12 protein-coding genes are annotated in these 20,320 nt (G+C 47.4%); 2 read left to right on the top strand and 10 right to left on the bottom strand.

Annotation, left to right across the window (positions count from 1 at the left end; translation table 11 throughout):
- The first annotated feature begins 279 nt into the window (after window positions 1-279).
- Window positions 280-639, top strand: a complete 360-nt coding sequence (locus tag AC0YN6_RS14025) for a Mu transposase C-terminal domain-containing protein (protein ID WP_475747555.1) — start codon at window positions 280-282, stop codon at window positions 637-639.
- 328 nt (window positions 640-967) lie between these two features.
- On the opposite strand, the gene AC0YN6_RS14020 is transcribed toward AC0YN6_RS14025, so the two are convergent.
- The 4 genes from AC0YN6_RS14020 to AC0YN6_RS14005 all read right to left on the bottom strand — a co-directional run bounded on the left by AC0YN6_RS14020 (window position 968) and on the right by AC0YN6_RS14005 (window position 4,898).
- Entirely contained in the window at window positions 968-1,912 is a 945-nt protein-coding gene (locus AC0YN6_RS14020) for an NAD-dependent epimerase/dehydratase family protein (protein ID WP_475747554.1), read from the bottom strand.
- Window positions 1,913-1,917: 5 nt separating this feature from the next.
- Window positions 1,918-2,808 (bottom strand): glycosyltransferase family 2 protein, encoded by an 891-nt coding sequence (locus tag AC0YN6_RS14015; RefSeq protein ID WP_475747553.1) that lies wholly within the window; start codon window positions 2,806-2,808, stop codon window positions 1,918-1,920.
- 206 nt (window positions 2,809-3,014) lie between these two features.
- Complete coding sequence (locus AC0YN6_RS14010; RefSeq protein ID WP_475747776.1) at window positions 3,015-3,776, bottom strand: IS66 family transposase; 762 nt, start codon at window positions 3,774-3,776, stop codon at window positions 3,015-3,017.
- A 396-nt stretch (window positions 3,777-4,172) separates the two neighbouring features.
- Entirely contained in the window at window positions 4,173-4,898 is a 726-nt protein-coding gene (locus AC0YN6_RS14005; protein ID WP_475747551.1) for a YhcN/YlaJ family sporulation lipoprotein, read from the bottom strand.
- A 157-nt stretch (window positions 4,899-5,055) separates the two neighbouring features.
- Between AC0YN6_RS14005 and AC0YN6_RS14000 the strand changes: the two genes are divergently transcribed.
- A complete protein-coding gene (locus AC0YN6_RS14000; protein WP_475747550.1) occupies window positions 5,056-6,066 on the top strand; it encodes a beta-ketoacyl-ACP synthase 3 in 1,011 nt (336 codons plus the stop codon).
- Between the two features lie 78 nt (window positions 6,067-6,144).
- Here AC0YN6_RS14000 and AC0YN6_RS13995 read toward each other — a convergent pair whose 3' ends face one another.
- From AC0YN6_RS13995 to AC0YN6_RS13970, 6 genes are all read right to left on the bottom strand, one after another.
- Entirely contained in the window at window positions 6,145-6,321 is a 177-nt protein-coding gene (locus AC0YN6_RS13995; RefSeq protein WP_475747549.1) for a hypothetical protein, read from the bottom strand.
- 34 nt (window positions 6,322-6,355) lie between these two features.
- Window positions 6,356-7,741, bottom strand: coding sequence for a glycosyltransferase family 2 protein (locus AC0YN6_RS13990; protein WP_475747547.1), 1,386 nt, complete (start codon window positions 7,739-7,741; stop codon window positions 6,356-6,358).
- A 152-nt stretch (window positions 7,742-7,893) separates the two neighbouring features.
- Window positions 7,894-9,807: a hypothetical protein gene (locus tag AC0YN6_RS13985; RefSeq protein ID WP_475747545.1), complete on the bottom strand. Its 1,914-nt coding sequence runs from the start codon at window positions 9,805-9,807 to the stop codon at window positions 7,894-7,896.
- Window positions 9,808-10,407: 600 nt separating this feature from the next.
- A complete protein-coding gene (locus tag AC0YN6_RS13980) occupies window positions 10,408-17,904 on the bottom strand; it encodes a WIAG-tail domain (RefSeq protein ID WP_475747543.1) in 7,497 nt (2,498 codons plus the stop codon).
- 157 nt (window positions 17,905-18,061) lie between these two features.
- Window positions 18,062-19,033, bottom strand: coding sequence for a FecCD family ABC transporter permease (locus AC0YN6_RS13975; RefSeq protein WP_475747775.1), 972 nt, complete (start codon window positions 19,031-19,033; stop codon window positions 18,062-18,064).
- Between the two features lie 62 nt (window positions 19,034-19,095).
- Window positions 19,096-20,136 (bottom strand): FecCD family ABC transporter permease, encoded by a 1,041-nt coding sequence (locus AC0YN6_RS13970; RefSeq protein WP_475747541.1) that lies wholly within the window; start codon window positions 20,134-20,136, stop codon window positions 19,096-19,098.
- Between the last annotated feature and the right edge of the window lie 184 nt (window positions 20,137-20,320).

Genomic DNA, 20,320 nt, shown 5'->3' with positions numbered 1-20,320 from the left:
TTGGAGGCAAACTGGTTTACTTGCTTCCAAACTTAAGGCTTACGATCAATTTCTGCAGACAATGGATGTTGATTATGTAGGCACCCATTTGCAGGAAGGGATTCGGGCATTACAGCATAAAAAAAGAACACTTATCCTTTCTGTCGACAATAGGGCCAAGGAAATAGCATTGGATACCCATCTACCGGTTATCGACCGCAAGGATCTGTCTTCTATTCAACAGTGGATCGACAGCCAATATATTACAAATATCAAATTACCGGAGGAAAATATCTGGAAGTGGATGAGTCGGGCCTGTGCTATGCTTGGCATTTACCTTCTCTTTACCAAACCGTATTCGCCAACCAGGTGAAGCCGCATTCGGCACTAAGAGATGGAGCGAGTCCGGAGGTGACCTACCGGTCGGATCCGGCAGCCCTCCGGTTTGTGGAGCCATCCTCTCTCGCCAATGCCTTCCTGCATGCGGAGGAACGCAAAGTCGACAAAGCCGGCTGTATCAGCTTTAAGGGCAAGAAATATGAAGTGGGCATCCTGTTCATCGGGCGCACCGTGCTGGTGGTCTATGATCCAGCCGACATCAAGGATATTTCGAGCGTTTTTCGATTGCTTTCCTTCTTTGGGGCAGAGAGATCCAACTGATCGACGATGTCGCTGATTAGGCGAGCAAAGTGATCCTCTGGCACCCATTCGCTCAGGTACATCGGGATGAGTTCTCCTTGTTCCGTGGAGTAAGGTTTGAATTTGGCCATGCCTCGCACATCCTTTACACGTTCATTACCATTTACTTAATATTTCGCGACGATTCGGGTGAACTGCTGTATCGTCGGACAGACTCCTAAGACATGAAAAAGAGGCGGATAATAAACCCGATGCATCGATTTCAGCATGCAGATCATATGGAGGCCCTGATCCTACACTTTTTTAATCGTTACGGGAGGAAAACATCCGGAAGGTAAAGACTTTACGGTTAAATTTTGTAAAGTTGTTTGATGTATTGTATTTGTTCATTTAAACCTTTTTCCAGAGGATAAGAAGGCATATACCCCAATTCGGATTGGGCTTTATTTATATCTGCCCACGTATGTTTGGGATCACCGAGCATTTCATCAACAAATATCAAATCCGGTTTTTTCCCCGTCAATTTTCCTATCAGCTTGATTACTTCAAGTAACTCTATTCTTGAATTACCGCCTACGTTATACACTTCTCCCGCAGCGCCCTTTTCCATTGCCAAAATATTGGCTTGCACAGCATCTTCAATGTATGTGAAATCTCTTGTCTGTTTTCCGTCGCCATAAACGGTAATAGGATTGCCGGACAGTATATTCTTGATAAATCTATGAAAGGCCATATCTGGTCTTTGTCTGGGACCATATACTGTAAAATAACGTAATGATACCACAGGTATACCATAGTTCATATAATACAGCCTGCATAAATGCTCGCCCGACAACTTCGAAACTCCGTAAGGCGAATACGGGGTAGGCAGATGGCTTTCGGAAGTCTGGCCTGAAGTCAATCCGTAAACCGATGAAGAAGAGGCATAAATTACTTTTTTTACATTACTGTTTTTGAGAGCCTCCAATAATTTCTGGGTTGCTAATATATTATTTCTTATATATATTTCAAAATCATTTCCCCAACTGGTCCGGACTCCGGGTAATGCAGCTTGGTGAAATACATAATCCTGCTTCGCGATTAATGATTGTAATGGGAGGTCGTTAATATCGGAATTAATCCAAGTAAAATAGGGATTATTTATAAAATTTTTCATGTTTTTATTTTTTATCCATTTATCATAATTTGTTGAAAAACAATCGACACCGGTAACGAAATAACCTCGTTTTAATATTTCTTCTGTTAGTGTAGAGCCGATAAAACCAGCGCAACCAGTGATAAGGACATTTTTCATAGTGATCACATCTTTCTACTTTTTATTTTCATCAGCTTTTTTATGATTAAATATCCTTTTCTATAACCGTAAACGGGTTTATATTCATTTCCCCATCTGTTTAAATATCTTTCAATAGAATTTTTCCGCAATAAATTCCGCTTCATTCTCCAAAGGCGGTTCGTTAATTGGTTCTTATGTCTTCGGCGGTAATACATATATTTATTAATCCAGTAGAATGAATATTTTTCTATTAATTTCAAACACATTCGTCTATCTTCCATAATTCTTCCTTCATACGGATCATCGGTTTCCCATCCCCCTACACTGAGTACGGCTTCTGTTCCATAGCACCTGGGATGGAGCATAAAAGTAAGATATTGCAAAAAATCATATTTGTTTTTAAAATTTCGATGCCGTATATACCTGATTCTTTTCCATTTCCCTTTTTTCCTTTGCACCATAATAATATTGCCATAGAACAGAGCTGTTTCAGGTGCAGCTTTGTCAATGTGCAGTGCAAAATATTCCAAGGCCTTTAGTGACAACCAGTCATCCGAATCAAGTTGAATAAAATAGGGGGTATCAATATTTTTCAAAGCGGTGTTCATTACCTTCGATATTCCCACATTTTTTTGCAATGGAATTAGTTTAACACGCTCATCCTGCAAAAAAGGTTCTATTTGTTCTATAGACCGATCCTTCGAAGCATCATCGATAATTAACAATTTCCAGTATGGGAAAGTTTGATCAAGTACACTCTCGATGGATTTACTGATCGTTTTTTCTCTGTTATAACAGGGAATAACGACAGTAAACAAAGGTTCATCCATTATTGTACCGTCTAATGTGTTTCGATTCTGGTCGTCCTCATCCGGTTCAACTTGGGAGATACGAAAAGGATATCTATTTTCCAACGAATTTCACCCCTTGTTAAACGATCTCATGCTATTGTATGATCCGGTAATGTTAAAAGATTGGACATCTGTGCATTCCACCGCTCCATTTTGGCAAACGGTGCCAGACCCCGTATCATGCTCTTCTTCTGTATAAGCCGCTTGAAAAATGCTGAAGAATATTGATACCCTAAAGGACGCCCATCCATTCCAATGGCAGTATACTTTCATACATTAATATAGAAGGGAAGTTCCGCTTGGTTATTATCAAACGGAATGTAATCGTCCCAAAGAAACCGGAGGATAGCATCTTTGTGCAGCACCATGCGTGCCCCCAGATTTTCGGCTTTGCTTTTCTTTTTTCGACCTCGTGCATGGCTAGGAACGCTGGCATTACTGTCCTTCCACTCATGCTGCCCTTCAGCTAGAATGTCATCGTAATGGTCCCGAATAGCGCCAAGAACATCTTCGGGAATGGCCATTTGCTCTGCTCTAAAGGACTTTGCAAGCCTCCAGCTCTCTTGCAGCAATTCGACCATTTGCTGTGACCATGTTTGCCCGTCATGCTCGGTAATCCCCTGGCACTCCCGCAGTAAATGGGCGTTGCATAGTACGTGAGAGAAATAGTAATGAGCCTTGAAGTAGGCTGAAAGGCAGTCGTGAACGACAGTTCCCAGATAGAAGGGGAAGAAGCCGAGCTCATCCATGGCTTGACTACCGCGTTTGTCGTGGACGTTAAGCATCGTCCAGTTGCCATTGGATACCGTATGCATCCACTTGGTCTTTTCCCCGACTCGGAATCCGGTCTCGTCTGCATGAACGACTGGCTCGTTAAATAATGCCGTTTTAATCTGTTGTTCGGACTCCTCCAGAGCATGGTGCATCCGTCCAAGTTGGGAGAGAAGCGTCGCCTCACATGGGCGAAAGCCGGTAAGATCTCCAAAAAGCTGGGCAATTCGCTCAAGCGGAAGCATCCGATAGGCGTGCAGATAAGCCGCCTACGCGGTTATTCCGTCACCATACTGCGTCGGGGCATTTACATGTTTTGGAAACGCGGCTCTCTGCTTTAGTCCTCATGCCTGACAGCATTTCTTTTCTGCGCGATGCTCGGTTACTCGGATAGCAGGGGCGGGAAGGTCGTAGACTTGTCGCTTCTCATAGTCCATGCCCGTTGCATTTGCTAATGAAGAAGCACACCGGAGACATGTCACTAAATGGTGGACGACGATTTCGTCGGGCTGTGTCAAAAGGGCTTATTACTTTCATATCAGCTTCCAATAGATTGTATTTTCCTCTTCCGCATATTTTTTATAGATTTACATTAAAAAACCAGTTCAAGGAGTGTCATTTCCCGGAACCGGTTTCCATTTCGCTTATTTATCAAATCAGTCGTAAATCATACGTCTATCTTTGATGCTTAGGCTCTTAAGTTCCTTGTCGCCGGACTTCGCCGGAAATACTCGCTCGACCATGGAATTAAATTCAGCAATAAAGCCCTGGATTGGATGTCCAAGCTTCACATCGTTCAAATATGCATTCATGCGTCCGACAAAATCCGGATTGGCAGATACATACACATGCTCCACGCTAGGTCTTAAACGCTTAACTTCACCAGCGATCTCATCTTTTATTTGAGCTGTAAGCATATAATGTCCCGTTGATAAGGTGCTCATTTGTCTACTCATTCGGACGCCCTCTTTGCCCATGTAGCTGCTATTTGTACGACTCATCATTTTCTGGTCGCCTGTAGGTTTTTCTTCATCTAATGATACTGCGACATACGCATTATGGTCGGTCAGCATAACATATGATGATTTAACCGTACCCATTTTTGTTATACTCTCAGCAATTTTTTCGCTCATTTCCATACGATAATTTTTATGCGATCCAATTATATTATTGCTGTTTAGCCTGCGGCCGTTTACACGGTTCTTTTCGTTCATCTGATCATCAGCAAAGCGCTTGTCCTTCATTAAATTACCATTCGCATCATACCTAATGCTGTTTGAACGGATGTTTTTATTTCCTAAATCCCCCTGTTTTTCCATGCATCCCGCAAGCATCGTGCTGAGCAGCACGCCCGCGGACAAAGCAATGATTCGTTTGCGCATTTAGCCATCCTCCATTTACGTTTGATTAGGCTTCAGATTCAATCTTAGCGTTAGCCAATCGCTTTCGGACTATTCATGACATTGACAAGATGGCAGCTATGAAGTAAATTAGGATCAGATACTAGTACTTGGTACTAATTCGGAGGAGGTATTGAGGATGATAAACGATAGCATTCAATCCGTTATTAGCTCGAATGCCGCAATTACCGCTATCGGCACTTATGTTCCAGAACGAATTTTAACAAATGCCGATTTAGAGAAGCTGGTTGATACGAATGACGAGTGGATCGTGCAGCGTACCGGCATACAAGAGCGCCATATTGCAGCCGATGATCAGTTCACGAGCCATCTTTGTATCGCAGCTGTCAACGATATGGTTGTACGCTACAACAAGGCCGTAAACGATGTCGATTATATCATTGTGGCTACGTCCACGCCTGATGCCGTATTTCCAAGCGTAGCTTCGCAAGTTCAGGCTCATTTTGGCATTGAAAACTGCGGAGCAGTAGACCTGCAAGCCGCTTGCGCTGGTTTTGCCGCTGCCCTTCAACTAGCTAACGGATTATTGCTTTCAGGTGCATATCGCAAGGTGTTGGTAATTGGAGCGGAGACATTATCCAAAATTACCGATTATTCAGACCGTTCCACATGTATATTATTTGGAGACGGAGCCGGAGCCTTCCTTATGGAATCATCGGATGATGGTACAGGCGATGTGGTGTCTATGTATTCCAAAACAGATGGCGCGCGCGGGCATCTGCTTTATCGCAGCGGTTTAGCTTCTGCCATAGGAGATCATGATATTCATAGGAATGGCATGATCGTGCAAAATGGCCGTGAAGTATACCGTTGGGCTGTAAGTCATGTAGCAGAAGGCGTAAAGCAGCTCATGGCAAGAAGCAACCTACCACCAGAGGACATTGACTGGTTCATCCCTCACAGCGCGAATATGCGAATTATTGAAGCCCTTTGTGAGAGGACCGGCTTCTCACTTGACCAAACTTTGTCCAGCATCAAACGGTTTGGAAATACTTCCGCCGCTTCTATTCCGCTCGCCATAGACGAAGCGGTCAAAGCAGGTTCATTAAAGCAAGATCAGCTCATGCTTCTTTATGGGTTTGGAGGCGGCTTAACACAAGCCGGCGTCGTTATCCGCTGGTCATTATAAGGATGGCGAACAGCCTTATATCCTATTATGCTCCTGACGAAACATAATAGAATATAAGGCTGTTCCCTGACCTCCCTTTTAATGCTGCTGCTCATAGGCCAATTGATGTCCATTTTCAAAGCCTTTTGCAAACCCTTCATTATAACCATTGTTGAAAACCTGATCTAATATTTCGTACTCGTTATTCTTCTTTCTATGGCGTTTCCTTTGTACTTTTTTTCTGCGCTGTAACGTCTTTTTTTTTCTCAATGCCATCAGTTTTGCCTCCAAGCCATTGACGTATTGTAGATTACAATGCTTGCCGCAGATTGATCGGTACTATTATGGGTAGACCATCGGGAATAACAAGAAGCTCTGACTCTGACAAGCTGACTTTCGGACGCATATTCATGTGCCATGCTTCAACTGCTAATGGACTAACGATTGCTCGCTTCATACCATTTTCCATATAATACATATCGCCATCCGCCTTTACGCAAATAGATCCATGAAGAATAGCGTTGTTTGCGCCCCCTCGAACAAGATCCAATTTAAGCAGCGCTTCCTCCTCATTCAATACAGGTCCAATCGTCCATTGCCTTAAAGTGATTTGAGACAACTGAATAACAGGTCCTTCCCATTTCCCTTTAATGGGCCTTCGAGCATAGTCCTCTATCCAATAAATCTTTTCAGTTAATCCTTTTACCGCAATCGCTTGCGGATAAAACGCTGTTTCACCGAACCTTCGTTCATGCAATCTATTCGATCGACTAACGTCTGTCTGATTTAATAAGTTGTTGTTTGAAATGTCAGACAAAACCTTGTTCGGTATAATCCATTTACCCATATAGTAGAGCTGGGCTTCCTCTTTTGCTGCCTGCGCTTCACTGTTTGAAATCCCCTCATCTCTCGAAATGAGATGAACGAAAGCATCTCTGGCATAAACCAGCGAAAGTCCTTGAAGCCTTACTCTCATGCAATAGTCATTTTCATCGTATGGTCCTTCAAGGCAGCCTTCATCCAAATAACCGACCTTCTCTAGCAGCTCGCGCCGAAACAACAAGCATTTTTTGGACAAATTGTCTGCAATTCCCCATCTGGAAGGATCACTTATATTGTTTATTGTCGCAAATTTCTGCATATCTTCCATGCCGCTGTAACTTGTCTCGATCCGTTGATCGCCGTTCATTCCATTCGATACCGCTCCTACCATGCCGATACCAAGATTACTTTGCAAAGATATAAGCATATTGTCGAGCCAATTATCGGTACAGACTACATTGTTACTTAGCAGCAGCATCGTCGTTCCTTTGGCCATCATTAAGCCCCTGTTCGCCGCTCCTGCAAACCCATGATTATGTGATAAAATATGATATCTCACCATTCCGCCCTGCTGCTTCAAATACTGCTCGATTCCATCTGATGAGTTGTTGTCGACGACGATGATTTCATAGAACAAATTTGTATATTTGATAATACTTTCAATGCATTGCTTAACGTTTTCGAGCTCGTTATAGCTCGGAATAATAATACTTGTTCCTTCAAAATGTGATTCGAAGCCTTTACAACCCACATCTAATCCGTGTTGATAGCCTTCTTCCAAACCTCGTTTGTAATGCTCAATACGTTTGATCACATTTGTTTGCAACACACTTTTGTTTTTGAGACGTTTGGCTTTCTTTTTAACTCGTCTCATCGACGATCACTCCATTTCTGTCAAATGATCGATCAGTTTAACAGAGGATTTTGACGCTTTTCGCGCACAAAATCCTCGTCTTGTTTCTATGCCCTACCGATTAAACCAGTTCATGTCTTCTAACGCTATTTGTTACCTGTTCGGCCAACTTGTTAGATCCGATGCTTTCGAGCACCAGCTTTTCCCTTGTTTCGCAGCCTGCTGGCAGCTGTTTTACTCCTGCGCTTCTGAGCGACAGCTTCTTCCTCGTTACGCTGGTCGCTGACAGCTGCTCCTCGTTCCTTGATACGCTCCTCGCTGACAACTGCGCAGATTAACGCAAGCACTTCGCCTGCAAGATGCTCTAACGTAATAGTCCCCTTACGAATGTGATTCCCTTGAATTGTATCTGCCTGCAAATGCTTGCCCGCTAACGACTCCAGCTGAACATGCTCGCCAATTATCGCACCGTGAACAAGCTTCACTCCAGTTACTGCACCGTCCTGCAATGCTGATTCACCTACGCTCGCCGCTTCCAAGTTTGCCGCTTGCACGGCATTTGGCTGCAGCTGCTTCGCACTAATTGACAGCTCGGCGATTTTGTCGGACGTAATCGCGCCTGCAGCTATATGCTCCGTCCCTACAGCTTCCAGCCTCAGTGCCGCAGCCCCAACAACACCGTTCTGCAGCTGCTTTTCACCTACGCTGTCTGCAGACAGCTTCTCTGATGTAACGGATTCATCCACCAAATGAACGCTGCGTATGCTATTCTCGCACAAGTGGATACCAAGCACAGAACCACCCGCCAGCTTACTGCTTGAGACCGACTCATCGGCTAACTGCGCCATCCCTACTGCCCCATTACCAATATGTTCCTCTCGAACCGCATGGGGCGCAAGCTTATCTTCATTAATAATTCCGTCTTGCAAATGCTCGCTCTCAATGGCGTTCTTCGCCAGCTGCTTCGTAGATACCGAGTCTGCTGCCAAATGAGATTGGAGTACTTGCGCATCAGCGATTTTATCCGAAGTGACGCTGAAACGACTAAGATGGCGGTTTAGCACCGCATCGTTTGACAGCTTCTGCGCATTCACGCTTTGGTCGGAAAGCTTCGCCGACGTTACCGACTGATCAGCTAGATGCACGCTTTGAACGGCCTCTTCCTGCAGGTGGGATGAAGAAACCGAGCCGATTGCTAATTTATCTGATTCGACTGCGCCCGGCTTCAAATGAACAGCATCTAACGCTTCCTTAGCAATCTTATCGCCTGTAACGGCTCCATCGCGCAGCTTCGACTGCGTAACAGCGCCATCTGCGAGCTTCGAACTGTTAATGGAATCATTGGCTAAATTTTCCGGGCGGATCGCTCCGCTTCTTATTTTTCCCGATGTAATCGAGTGTTCGGCCAACAGCTCCGAAGTAATCACAAATGGCTTTAAATGCTTGGCGTCAATTGAGCCCTCTGCTATTTTGTGCGCGCTAATCGTACGGTCAGCGAGCTTCTCCGACGTAATGCTTCCATTCTGCAGCTTGCTTCCATTGATGGAGAGGTTCATAATTTTATCTCCGGATATCGCGTTGTTCGTCAAATGGTCCCCGGTAATCGTCTGTTTCGCAATTTTAGAAGAGTAAACGGCGCCATCCGCAATATGAATACTTTCAACTGCATAATCGGCAATGGCACCCGCTTGAACGCTTCCTGCTCCGAGCTTACTGCTGATGATTGCACCGGGAGCAATTTTGTCTGCGGAAACCGCAAAGTCAACCAAATCGTCCGTATAAATAAAAGGGATTGGCGCATCCAGACTTTTCATTCCCTTAACTCTTTCCAGCTTCTCATCCAAGTTAGGTTTTATTACTCCTTTAACCATTTTCTGAGGCTCCCCTGGATTCTCAGAAGCTTTAAGGCCCTCAAGATCTTCAAATTCAAGCAAATTCGGATGCGATTCTTTAGTCATTCGTATGGCTGCCGTTCTTTTCCTTTTGTTCAAATCATCAAGCCACTTTAATTCGGAATGATTCGAATTTTCAACATAAAAAAGCGGCTTCCGCCCCTTCGGGCTGTTCCCTTTTCTTCTTTTTTCCATTTTTTCCCCTTCTTCCTCCTGAAATGTCAATAGCTTCTCGGCATGTGCCGAGGCAAATGGGACAAGAGATTCCTCGTTCCATCCAACATACCTTCCTTTGTAGGAGGATTTGTTATTTCAATCACAATCCAAATTGGAGAACTGGTACCTACAATAAACCTACTGCATTCCCAACTTGGATTCTCACCTGGAAGGCGTTCCTCCAGATACGTTTAACCGTCCTTTCGGATTAATGCCGAGTACAAACAAGCCATTATCAATTATCGGGTCTAAAGAGTCACTTGAAACTAAATTCCCTAATGAGTACAGTTTTGGTTCAGCACATTCATTTAACTTCCTCCTCCTAAGTAGATATATGAGGAGGGACAATAGTCGGTATAGATAAATATCCATTAATAAAAGCCCATTTTATCATTGCTTGCGATGTGTTAATCCAACATTCTAGCAATAGTCATGTAATCATCTGAGAGGATGGGGATTATTTAATGCTAGACTAAATAATAGACACGGATTATGCCAAACAAGAGATTTCTCCAATAACCTGCTCCATGAAAAAAGAGGATTTTGACGCATTTCGCGCACAAAATCCTCTTTTTGTTTCTATGCCCTGCCGATTGCAATCCAGTTAATGTCTCCTCTGGGATCATGACTAATGCGCGTACGAATAACGGTAATAGTTGCTTGTTCGGCCGTTTTGGATTGTATGACTGCATAACAAGCGGGATTATCAATCGTCGCTGTCAATACATAACGATCATCCGTGAATGGCTCTTCGAAAGAAATGACGACTTGGATCTGCTCTTCTTGAGAAGTGAAGCTAAAGGGCGACAATCCGAACTGTTGCTTAGCGACTCCGCTCCTTGAAGTCGATATTACAGGAGCAAAACTTAATGCAGAAAGTTCAATCGGCTTTTGCTCCAGTGGCTGGATCGTTCCTTGGTCAAACTTATACTCATGCAGCAGGCCTGGCGCGAGTTTATCGGCTGTCACGCTGCCCGTGGCTAGTTGCTCTGACCCTACGCTACCATGAGCCAATTGTTCGGAGCCTATGCTTCCCATTGCCAGCTTCTCTGTCGTTACGCTGCCTTCCGACAGCTGCTCTTCTCCCACGCTTCCGAGCGCCAGCTTCTCCGTCGTTACGCTGCCTGCCGACAGGTGCTCTTCTCCTACGCTTCCAAGCGCAAGCTTCTCCGTCGTTACGCTGCCTTCCGATAGCTGCTCTTCTCCCACGCTTCCGAGCGCCAGCTTCTCCGCCGTTACGCTGCCTGCCGACAGCTGCTCTTCTCCCACGCTTCCCAGTGCCAGCTTCTCTGTCGTTACGCTGCCTTCCGACAGCTGCTCTTCTCCCACGCTTCCGAGCGCAAGCTTCTCCGTCGTTACGCTGCCTGCCGACAGCTGCTCTTCTCCTACGCTTCCAAGCGCAAGCTTCTCCGTCGTTACGCTGCCTTCCGACAGCTGCTCTTCTCCCACGCTTCCGAGCGCAAGCTTCTCCGTCGTTACGCTGCCTGCTGACAGCTGCTCTTCTCCTACGCTTCCAAGCGCAAGCTTCTCCGTCGTTACGCTGCCTTCCGACAGCTGCTCTTCTCCTACGCTACCAAGCGCTAGCTTCTCCGCCGTTACGCTGCCTGCCGACAGCTGCTCTTCTCCCACGCTTCCGAGCGCCAGCTTCTCCGTCGTTACGCTGCCTGCGTCTAGTTGCTCCGTTCCTACGCTTCCAAACGCCAGCTTTACAGTCGTTACACTGCCTGCCGACAGCTGCTCTTCTCCCACGCTTCCGAGCGCCAGCTTCTCCGTCGTTACGCTGCCTGCGTCTAGTTGCTCCGTTCCTACGCTTCGGGGCGCCAGCTTTTCACTCGTTACACTGCCTGCCGACAGCTGCTCTTCTCCCACGCTTCCGAGCGCTAGCTTCTCTGTCGTTACGCTGTCTGCGTCTAGTTGCTCCGTTCCTACGCTTCCGTGCGCCAGCTTCTCCGCCGTTACGCTGCCTGCTGACAGCTGCTCTTCTCCCACGCTTCCGAGCGCCAGCTTCTCCGTCGTTACGCTGCCTGCGTCTAGTTGCTCCGTTCCTACGCTTTGGGGCGCCAGCTTTTCAGTCGTTACACTACCTGCCGACAATTGCTCCGTCCCTACGCTTCCGAGCGCAAGCTTCTCTGTCGTTACGCTGCCTTCTAACAGCTGCTCTTCGCCCACGCTTCTGAGCGCCAGCTTCTCCGTCGTTACGCTGCCTGCCGACAGCTGCTCTTCGCCTACGCTTCCAAACGAAAGCTTTTCAGTCGTTACACTGCCTGCCGATAGCTGCTCCTCTCCCACGCTTCCGAGCGCAAGCTTCTCCATCGTTACGCTGCCTGCGTCTAGTTGCTCCGTTCCTACGCTTTGGGGCGCCAGCTTTTCCGTCGTTACACTGCCTGCCGACAGCTGCTCCTCTCCCACGCTTCCGAGCGCAAGCTTCTCCGTCGTTACGCTGCCTGCGTCTAGTTGCTCCGTTCCTACGCTTTGGGGCGCCAGCTTTTCCGTCGTTACACTGCCTGCCGACAGCTGCTCTTCTCCCACGCTTCCGAGCCCCAGCTTCTCCGTCGTTACGCTGCCAGCATTCAGATGCTCCGTTCCTACACTCCCAACTTCCAGCTTAGACGCGGTTACGCTGCCTGCCGACAATTGCTCCGTTCCTACACTTCCGAGCGCAAGCTTCTCTGTCGTTACGCTGCCTTCTAACAGCTGCTCTTCTCCCACGCTTCCGAACGCAAGCTTCTCTATCGTTACGCTGCCTTCTAACAGCTGCTCTTCTCCCACGCTTCCGAATGCCAGTTTCTCCATCGTTACACTGCCTGCCGACAGCTGCTCTTCTCCCACGCTTTGGAGCGCCAGCTTCTCCGTCGTTACACTGCCTGCCGACAGCTGCTCTTCTCCCACGCTTTGGGGCGCCAGCTTCTCCGTCGTTACACTGCCTGCCGACAGCTGCTCTTCTCCCACGCTTCCGAGCGCCAGCTTCTCCGTCGTTACGCTGCCTGCGTCTAGTTGCTCAGAGCCTATACTTCCAATCGACAGTTTTTCTGTCGTTACACTGCCGTCTGATAACTGCTCCGAACCCACACTTTGGGGCGCTAACTTCATACTCGTTACGCTGCCTTCTAACAACTGCTCTTCGCCCACGCTTCCCAGTGCCAGCTTCTCCGTCGTTACGCTGCCTTCCGTCAGCTGCTCCGTTCCTACGCTACCCAAAGCAAGCTTTTCCGTCGTTACGCTGCCTGCCGACAGTTGTTCTTCCCCTACGCTTTGAGGCGCCAGCTTCTCCGTCGTTACGCTGCCCGCCGACAACTGCTCCGTACCCACGCTTCCCAGAGCAAGATTTTCCGTTGTTACACTGCCCGCTGAGAGTTGCTTCGATCCCACGCTTCCGAATGCCAGCTTCTCCATCGTTACGCTGCCTGCCGACAATTGCTTCGTTCCAACGCTTCCGAACGTTAGCTTATCAGATGTTACGCTGCCTGCCGAGAGCTGTTTCGATCCAATGCTTCCATGCGCAAGCTTCTCCGTCGTTACGCTGCCTGCCGACAACTGCTCCGTACCCACGCTTCCATGATCTATTTGTTCGGCTTTCACACTTCCCAGCGCTAGCTTATCCGTCGTAATACTGCCTGCCGAGAGCTGCTCATTTCCCACGCTTCCCTGTGCCAATTTCTCCATCGTTACACTGCCGGCTGACAGTTGCTCTTCGCCTACGCTTCCAGGTGCCAGCTTCTCCGTCGTTACACTTCCTGTCGACAGCTGCTCCTCGCCTACGCTTTGGGGCGCCAGCTTCTCCGAAGTCACACTGCCCGTCGACAATTGCTCTGCTTTAACACTTCCGAATGCCAGCTTTTCCGTCGTTACACTGCCTGCCGAGAGCTGCTCTTCCCCTACGCTTTGATGCGCCAACTTCTCCGTCGTTACGCTGCCTGTTGCCAGCTTTTCCTCACTTATACAGCCAAGTGCAAGCTTCTCCGTCGTTACGCTGCTAGCAGCAAGCTGATCCGAACCTACACTTTCCAAAGCCAGCTTTTCTGTCGTTACGCTGCCTGATAACAACTTCTCCGTACTTACACTTTGGGACGCCAGTTTCTCTACACTCACGCTACCGGGTGCTAGCTTCTCCTCCGTTACACTATCTGCGGACAGCTGCTCCTCGCCTACGCTTCTTAGCGCCAACTTCTCCGTCGTTATGCTGCCTGCCGTTAGCTGTTCCTCACCTACGCTTCTGAGAGCCAGCTTCTCCATCGTTACGCTGCCAGCTTCCAATTGTTCAGTTCCAACGCTATCGAGCGCCAGCTTATCCGTCGTTACACTGCCTGTCGAGAGCTGCTCTGTACCTACGCTGCCGATTGCCAGCTTCTCGGTCGTTACGCTGCAAGCTTCCAGCTGCTCTTCTCCTACGCTCCCCAGCGCGAGCTTCTCCTTCGTTACGCTGTCTACCGCCAACTGTTCAGTTCCGATTGCACCCGATTCGATTTGCTCACTGCCGACCGCAGCCGCGAACAACTTCTCACGCGTTACAGCACCTAAAGCCAGCTGCTCCTCTCCTACACTGTTATCAGCTAGTTGCTTCCGGCTAATCGTTCCTTGCCTGACCTTGCTGCCGGGAATCGTATCATCCGATATTTTCTCGAACGCAAGCACTTCGTCTGAAAGATGCCCAAGCGTAATCGTACCCTTACGAATGTGATACCCATGAATCGTATCAGCCTTAAAATGTTTACCCGCTAACGATTCCAGCTGCACGTGCTCTGCCGACACTGCCCCGAAATCAATCTTCACTCCAGTTACACTGCCGTCTGACAGCTGCTCCTCGCCTACGCTTTGGTGTGCCAGCTTCTCCGTCGTTACACTGCCTGACGCCAGCTGCTCCTCACCTACGCTTTGGGGCGCCAGCTTCTCCGAGGTCACACTGCCCGTCGACAATTGCTCTGCTTTAACACTTCCGAATGCGAGCTTTTCCGTCGTTACACTGCCTGCCGACAATTGCTCTGTCCCTACGCTTCCGAGCGCAAGCTTCTCCGTCGTTACGCTGCCTTCTAGCAGCTGCTCTTCGCCCACGCTTCCCATTGCAAGCTTCTCCGTCGTTACGCTGCTTGCAGCAAGCTGATCAGAACCTACGCTTTCAAAAGCCAGCTTTTCTGTCGTTACGCTGCCTGCTGACAGCTTCTCCGTACTTACGCTTCCCAGCGCTAGTTTCTCTACAGACACGCTTCCTGGTGCTAGCTTTTCCTCCGTTACACTACCTGCGGACAACTGCTCCTCGCCTACACTGTTTTCGGCTAATTGTTTCTGGCTAACCGTTCCTTGCCTAACTTTGCTGCCGGGAATCGTATTATCCGATATTTTTTCGAACTCAAGCACTTCGTCTGAAAGATGCCCAAGCGTAATCGTGCCCTTACGAATGTGATACCCTTGAATCGTATCGGCTTTAAAATGTTTACCCGCTAACGATTCCAGCTGCACATGCTCTGCCGACACTGCCCCGAAATCAATCTTCACTCCAGTTACCGCACCATCCTGCAGGGCCGACTCACTTACGCTCGCCGTATCCAAATTCGCCGCCTTCACAGCAGCTGGCTGTAACTGCTTCGAGCTGATTGACAGTTCCGCTATTTTATCAGAGGTAATCGCACCATCTGCCACATGCGCTGTGTTTACAGCGCCTGGCTGCAATGCCGCAGCCCCGACTGATCCGATCTGCAGCTGTTTTTTTCCTACACTGTCTAGAGATAGCTTCTCTTCTGTGATTGAATCATCCACAATATGGCTACTGTGCACACTATTGTCACTTAAATGAATGCCGAGCACCGAAGCATCGGCCAAATGACGGCTCCGCACGGCTTCATCCCCAATTTGTTTGGACTGGACAGAGCCGGCTGATAACTTTTCAACCTTTATCAATCCATCCTGCAGCGCATCTGTTCCAATCGAGTGGGCAATCAGATGATTCGCTCCAATGATACGATTCTGTAAATGCGATGAATCAATCGCACCAAGCCCGATATGCCGATTCAGCACAGCCCCATCCGAAAGATGCTCAGATTGAACCGTATTCGGCGCAATTTTTGTGCTTATTACGCTTCCGTCAGCAAGCTTCGAAGCTAATACACTTAAATCAGCCAGCTTATCTGAAGTTACAGATTCTGGGGACAGCTTGAGTGAATTGACGATATGATCGGCCAAATGATGTGAGAATATGACTCCTGGTGCGATATAACGCTCCGTCACTGAACCATAAGCCAGCTTACTGCTCGTTACCGATCCGTCCTGCAGCTTCTCCGTATCAACCGCATCATTCGCCAGATGGCGATTGTCTATGAGACCAAGCTGAAGGTGCTCCCCGCTCACGGCTTTCGGCGAAATGGACTCCTCCGTTACAGCACCAGCCGAAAAATGATACGCTCTTAGCGCTTCCGGAGCTATTTTCTGAAAAGTAATACTATCATCCTTCAAATGTCTCGACTCCACTGATCCATTCGCCAAAATGGACGCCGTCACCGCACCTTCGGTTAACTTGCTCTTCGTAACGGACTCATCGGCTAATTGCGTCATGCCGACAGCGCCATAACTGATATGTTCCTTCTTAACAGCATGAAGAGCAAGCTTATCTTCATTAATAATTCCATCTTGCACATGCTCTCTCAAAATTGCGTTCGGCGCGAGCTGCTCCATCGATACGGAATCGGCTGCCAGATGCCACTGCAGCACTTGAGCTTCGGCGATTTTGTCTGAAGTGACGCTGAAACGTCCCAGATGTCGTGTAAGTACTGCATCATTTGACAGCTTTTGCGCGTTCACACTTTGATCGGACAACTTTGATAAAGTAATCGAATGATCGACAATTTTGATCGTCGATACCGATTGATCAGCAAGCTTCGCGGATGTAACTGACTGATCAGCAAGATTTCCGCTTTGGATTTGTTCCGCTCCGACATGGCCGCTTCTAACGGCTCCCGCTTGCAGGTGTTCCGAAGTTACCGACCCTGCCGTTAAATGCTTGGCTTTGACGGCGTCGGCTTGCAGTTCTCTAGTACCTATTGCTCCCTCAACCAGATGCTCGGCTGTAATTTCGCCCGGGGACAAATGATTTCCTTGAATGGCACCAAGCGCAACGTGCTCTGCAAGTATTAAGCCAGGTCTCAAATGAACAGCGTTAATCGCTTCCGGCGCAATCTTCTCTCCTGTTACAGCCTCATCGCGCAGCTTGGAGCGAGTAACGGCACCTTCACCCAGTTTGGAGTTGTTAATGATCTCATTAGACAAATTATCAGTACGGATCGCTCCGCTTTTTATTTTATCCGACGTAATCGACTGGTCTGCCAGCAGCTCTGAATTAATAATAAACGATTTTAAATGTCTGGATTCGATCGAGCCTTCAGCTAATTTGTGTGAGCTTATCGTCCGATCTGCTAACTTCTCTGACGAAATGCTCCCGTCCTTCAGCTTGCTTCCGTAGATGGAGTGATCCAAAATTTTATCGCCGGATATCGAATTGTTAGTCAAATGGTTCCCCGTTATCGACTCCAACGCGATTTTAGAAGATTTTATGGCACCGTCCGCAATATGGATACTATCTACCGCGTAATCTGCAATTACGTCTGAATCGACACTTCCCGCTCCGAGCTTACTGTTTTCGATTGCGCCTGATGCAATTTTTTCGGCGGTAACTGCGAAGTCGACCAAATCATCCGTATAAATAAACGGCACAGACGATTCCGGGCTTTTCTTTTCCACAAGCTTCTCCAACTTCTGTTCCCGGCTAATTTCATCATTATCTTCAATCACTTCAAATATTTCTATTAGATCAGACTCTTCAATCTCGATCAAATCCGGCTGTTCTTCGTCTAACACTTCATCTTCAATGATTTCCGTTTCTAATTCCAAAACAGTACTAACTGCATTAATATTCAAAATCGGTTGTTTTTCATCCGCTTCTTTTACCGGTCGTTTGACTACCGAATCTTGTGCAGCCACCTTCTTCCTGTTCAAATCGTCTAGCCACTTTAACTCGGAAGCATTCGGATTATCAACATAAAAAAGCGGCTTTCGCCCCTTCGGGCTTTTCCCTTTTCTGTTTTTTGTCATAGTCCTCTCCTTCTTCCACCTGAAATGTCATAGGTAATATATGCAGATACCCATGGGCTGGCTACTAGGAGTGAAGACAAATATCCATGTACGATTTTCCACAAACAAAAACCGCGGGAGCATGACGCTCTCCGCGGTTTAGAGTGGCTTTCGCCGATTATTTCGATCTGGACAACAAATATAAGAAATAAGGGGCCCCGATAACAGCAACTACGATGCCTGTTGGTATCTCGTGCGGCTGGAACGCCCATCTGGCAAGCGTATCCGCCACAATTACGAGTAATCCCCCGACGAATGCCGACGCTGGCAATAACACTTGATGCTGCGGACCGACAAGTCTTCTTGCCAGATGCGGAGCAATGAGCCCAACGAAACCAATGCCACCGCCGACAGCGACACAAGATCCAGCTAATCCTACGGCTGCTGCAAGAAGCCATGCTCTTTCCTTGTTCACCTGAGCTCCGAGTCCTACCGCCAATTGATCGCCTAGATTCAAAGCATTCAAAGCTTTCGCCTTAAATTGCACGAACGGTAAAATAATGATTAACCACGGCAGAAGCGCTAATACATATTTCCAGTTCGTTCCCCATATGCTGCCTGCCATCCAAACAGCAAAAAATTGATACTTTTCCGGTGTTAAACGTAATATTAACAGCTGCATCGCAGCGCTAATACCCGCCGCTACGGCGATACCTACCAATATCATCCGAGTAGGCAATAGCCCGCGATGCCTTTTATATGAAAGTACGAATATAAGCAATGCCGTAAGTGCCGCACCGATCAGAGCAAGAAAAGGCATCAGAAAGATAGAGCCCTTCTCCGTCGAAGGGTAAAACGAAATAAACAAAATTACAGCTAAACCAGCACCTGCGTTTATACCAAGCAGCCCTGGATCAGACAGCGGATTACGTGACAATCCTTGAATAATGCAGCCAGAAACGGCAAAGCCTGCACCAATAAGAATAGAGATGACGATACGAGGCAGACGAAAATCAAATAAAATAAGCTCCTGCTTTTTCGTACCTTCTCCAATTAAAGTTTTCAAAACATCGATGGGCGCTAAACGGATGTAGCCTGTATTCATACTAATGATAATCGATAGGATAATAAGTGCACCAAGCACCGACATCACTAGAATAGCGCGTTTTATTCTACGCTGCTCCGTTGCTGTAATAAAGTAATTATTCAACACTATTCCCCCTTCATCTTTGTAATAAGATAGAGGAAGAAGGGAACACCAATTACCGCGATAATGATGCCGATGGCTACTTCCTGTGGCGGATTAATCATTCGCCCGCCTATGTCCGCCAGCACCATAAGTAAGCTTCCGAGCACAGCTGAGCAAGGAATGATCCATCTATAATCTACACCGACGAGAAAGCGTGAGATATGAGGAATGATCAAACCGACAAAACCAATCGAGCCTACAGCTGAAACCGCTGTTCCTGCCAGCAACAAAACAATAAGGACGCCTGCCGCCTTCACTAAGCCTGTTCGTTGACCAAGCCCTGCAGCAACATCATCACCTAAGCTTAAGAGTGTAATAGAACGAGATAGAACTAGAGCGCCAAGGAGACCGCCGATGACCCAAGGGGATACAATCTGAATTTGCTCCCATTTCGTTCCGGCTACCCCCCCAGCGTACCAGAATGCCATATCTTGTCCAATTTTATAATAAATCGCTACACCTTCGGTTAGCGCTAGCAGCAACGCTCCGACAGCGGCACCCGCTAACGTAAGACGAACAGGTGTTAAACCGCCCTTCGCTAATGAGCCGATTCCATATACGAGTCCCATAGCAACAGCCGCCCCTGCAAAACAAACAAACATGAGCCCTAAATACGATATCGATGGAAAAAAAGCAAAGCATAAAGCCAACATAAAGCCTGCTCCCGCATTGATGCCAAGCAAACTCGAATCTGCTAGCGGGTTTCTAGTCATCCCTTGCATGACTGAACCTGCGACAGCAAATGCAGCACCTACCAAAGCGGCTGCGAGTGCACGCGGCATGCGAAGCTCCTTAATAATCTGATGCTGAATATTTTCCTCATTGAAGTGGAATACGCTCCCCCACACCGTAGAGAGACTAATATCTGCTGCTCCGACCGAGATCGATAATGCCAACGATAATAATAATGCTGCTATTCCGCCAAATAAAATAATCGTGGCCATCAATGGCCGAGTGCGCAGCTTCGTGCCTGCCAGCTCTTTCGTGTTTGATGAAGAAGCCATCTTCAAACTACCCTTCTGTATGTATTCTTTGGTTGAAAATAAGAGTAATACCTTTACGTTAGGCTATGCTTCACGAACGTATTACTAATTTAAGACATAAAAAAAACCCGCTCCACTGATAACGATTCTCGTTTTCAATATAGCAGATTTTTCATTCATTTTCAATGTAATTATTAAGGCAATT

The sequence above is a fragment of the Paenibacillus sp. J22P15 genome (assembly GCF_056269345.1).
This window is presented reverse-complemented; position numbering and strand designations above follow the sequence as displayed.

Bases quoted from the DNA above. Each gene is read 5' to 3' on its own strand.
- AC0YN6_RS13985 (WP_475747545.1), bottom strand. From the start codon at position 9,807: ATGGAAAAAAGAAGAAAAGGGAACAGCCCGAAGGGGCGGAAGCCGCTT.
- AC0YN6_RS13980 (WP_475747543.1), bottom strand. From the start codon at position 17,904: ATGACAAAAAACAGAAAAGGGAAAAGCCCGAAGGGGCGAAAGCCGCTT.
- AC0YN6_RS14000 (WP_475747550.1), top strand. From the start codon at position 5,056: ATGATAAACGATAGCATTCAATCCGTTATTAGCTCGAATGCCGCAATT.
- AC0YN6_RS14005 (WP_475747551.1), bottom strand. From the start codon at position 4,898: ATGCGCAAACGAATCATTGCTTTGTCCGCGGGCGTGCTGCTCAGCACG.
- AC0YN6_RS14020 (WP_475747554.1), bottom strand. From the start codon at position 1,912: ATGAAAAATGTCCTTATCACTGGTTGCGCTGGTTTTATCGGCTCTACA.
- AC0YN6_RS13970 (WP_475747541.1), bottom strand. From the start codon at position 20,136: ATGGCTTCTTCATCAAACACGAAAGAGCTGGCAGGCACGAAGCTGCGC.
- AC0YN6_RS13995 (WP_475747549.1), bottom strand. From the start codon at position 6,321: ATGGCATTGAGAAAAAAAAAGACGTTACAGCGCAGAAAAAAAGTACAA.
- AC0YN6_RS13975 (WP_475747775.1), bottom strand. From the start codon at position 19,033: ATGTCGGTGCTTGGTGCACTTATTATCCTATCGATTATCATTAGTATG.
- AC0YN6_RS13990 (WP_475747547.1), bottom strand. From the start codon at position 7,741: ATGAGACGAGTTAAAAAGAAAGCCAAACGTCTCAAAAACAAAAGTGTG.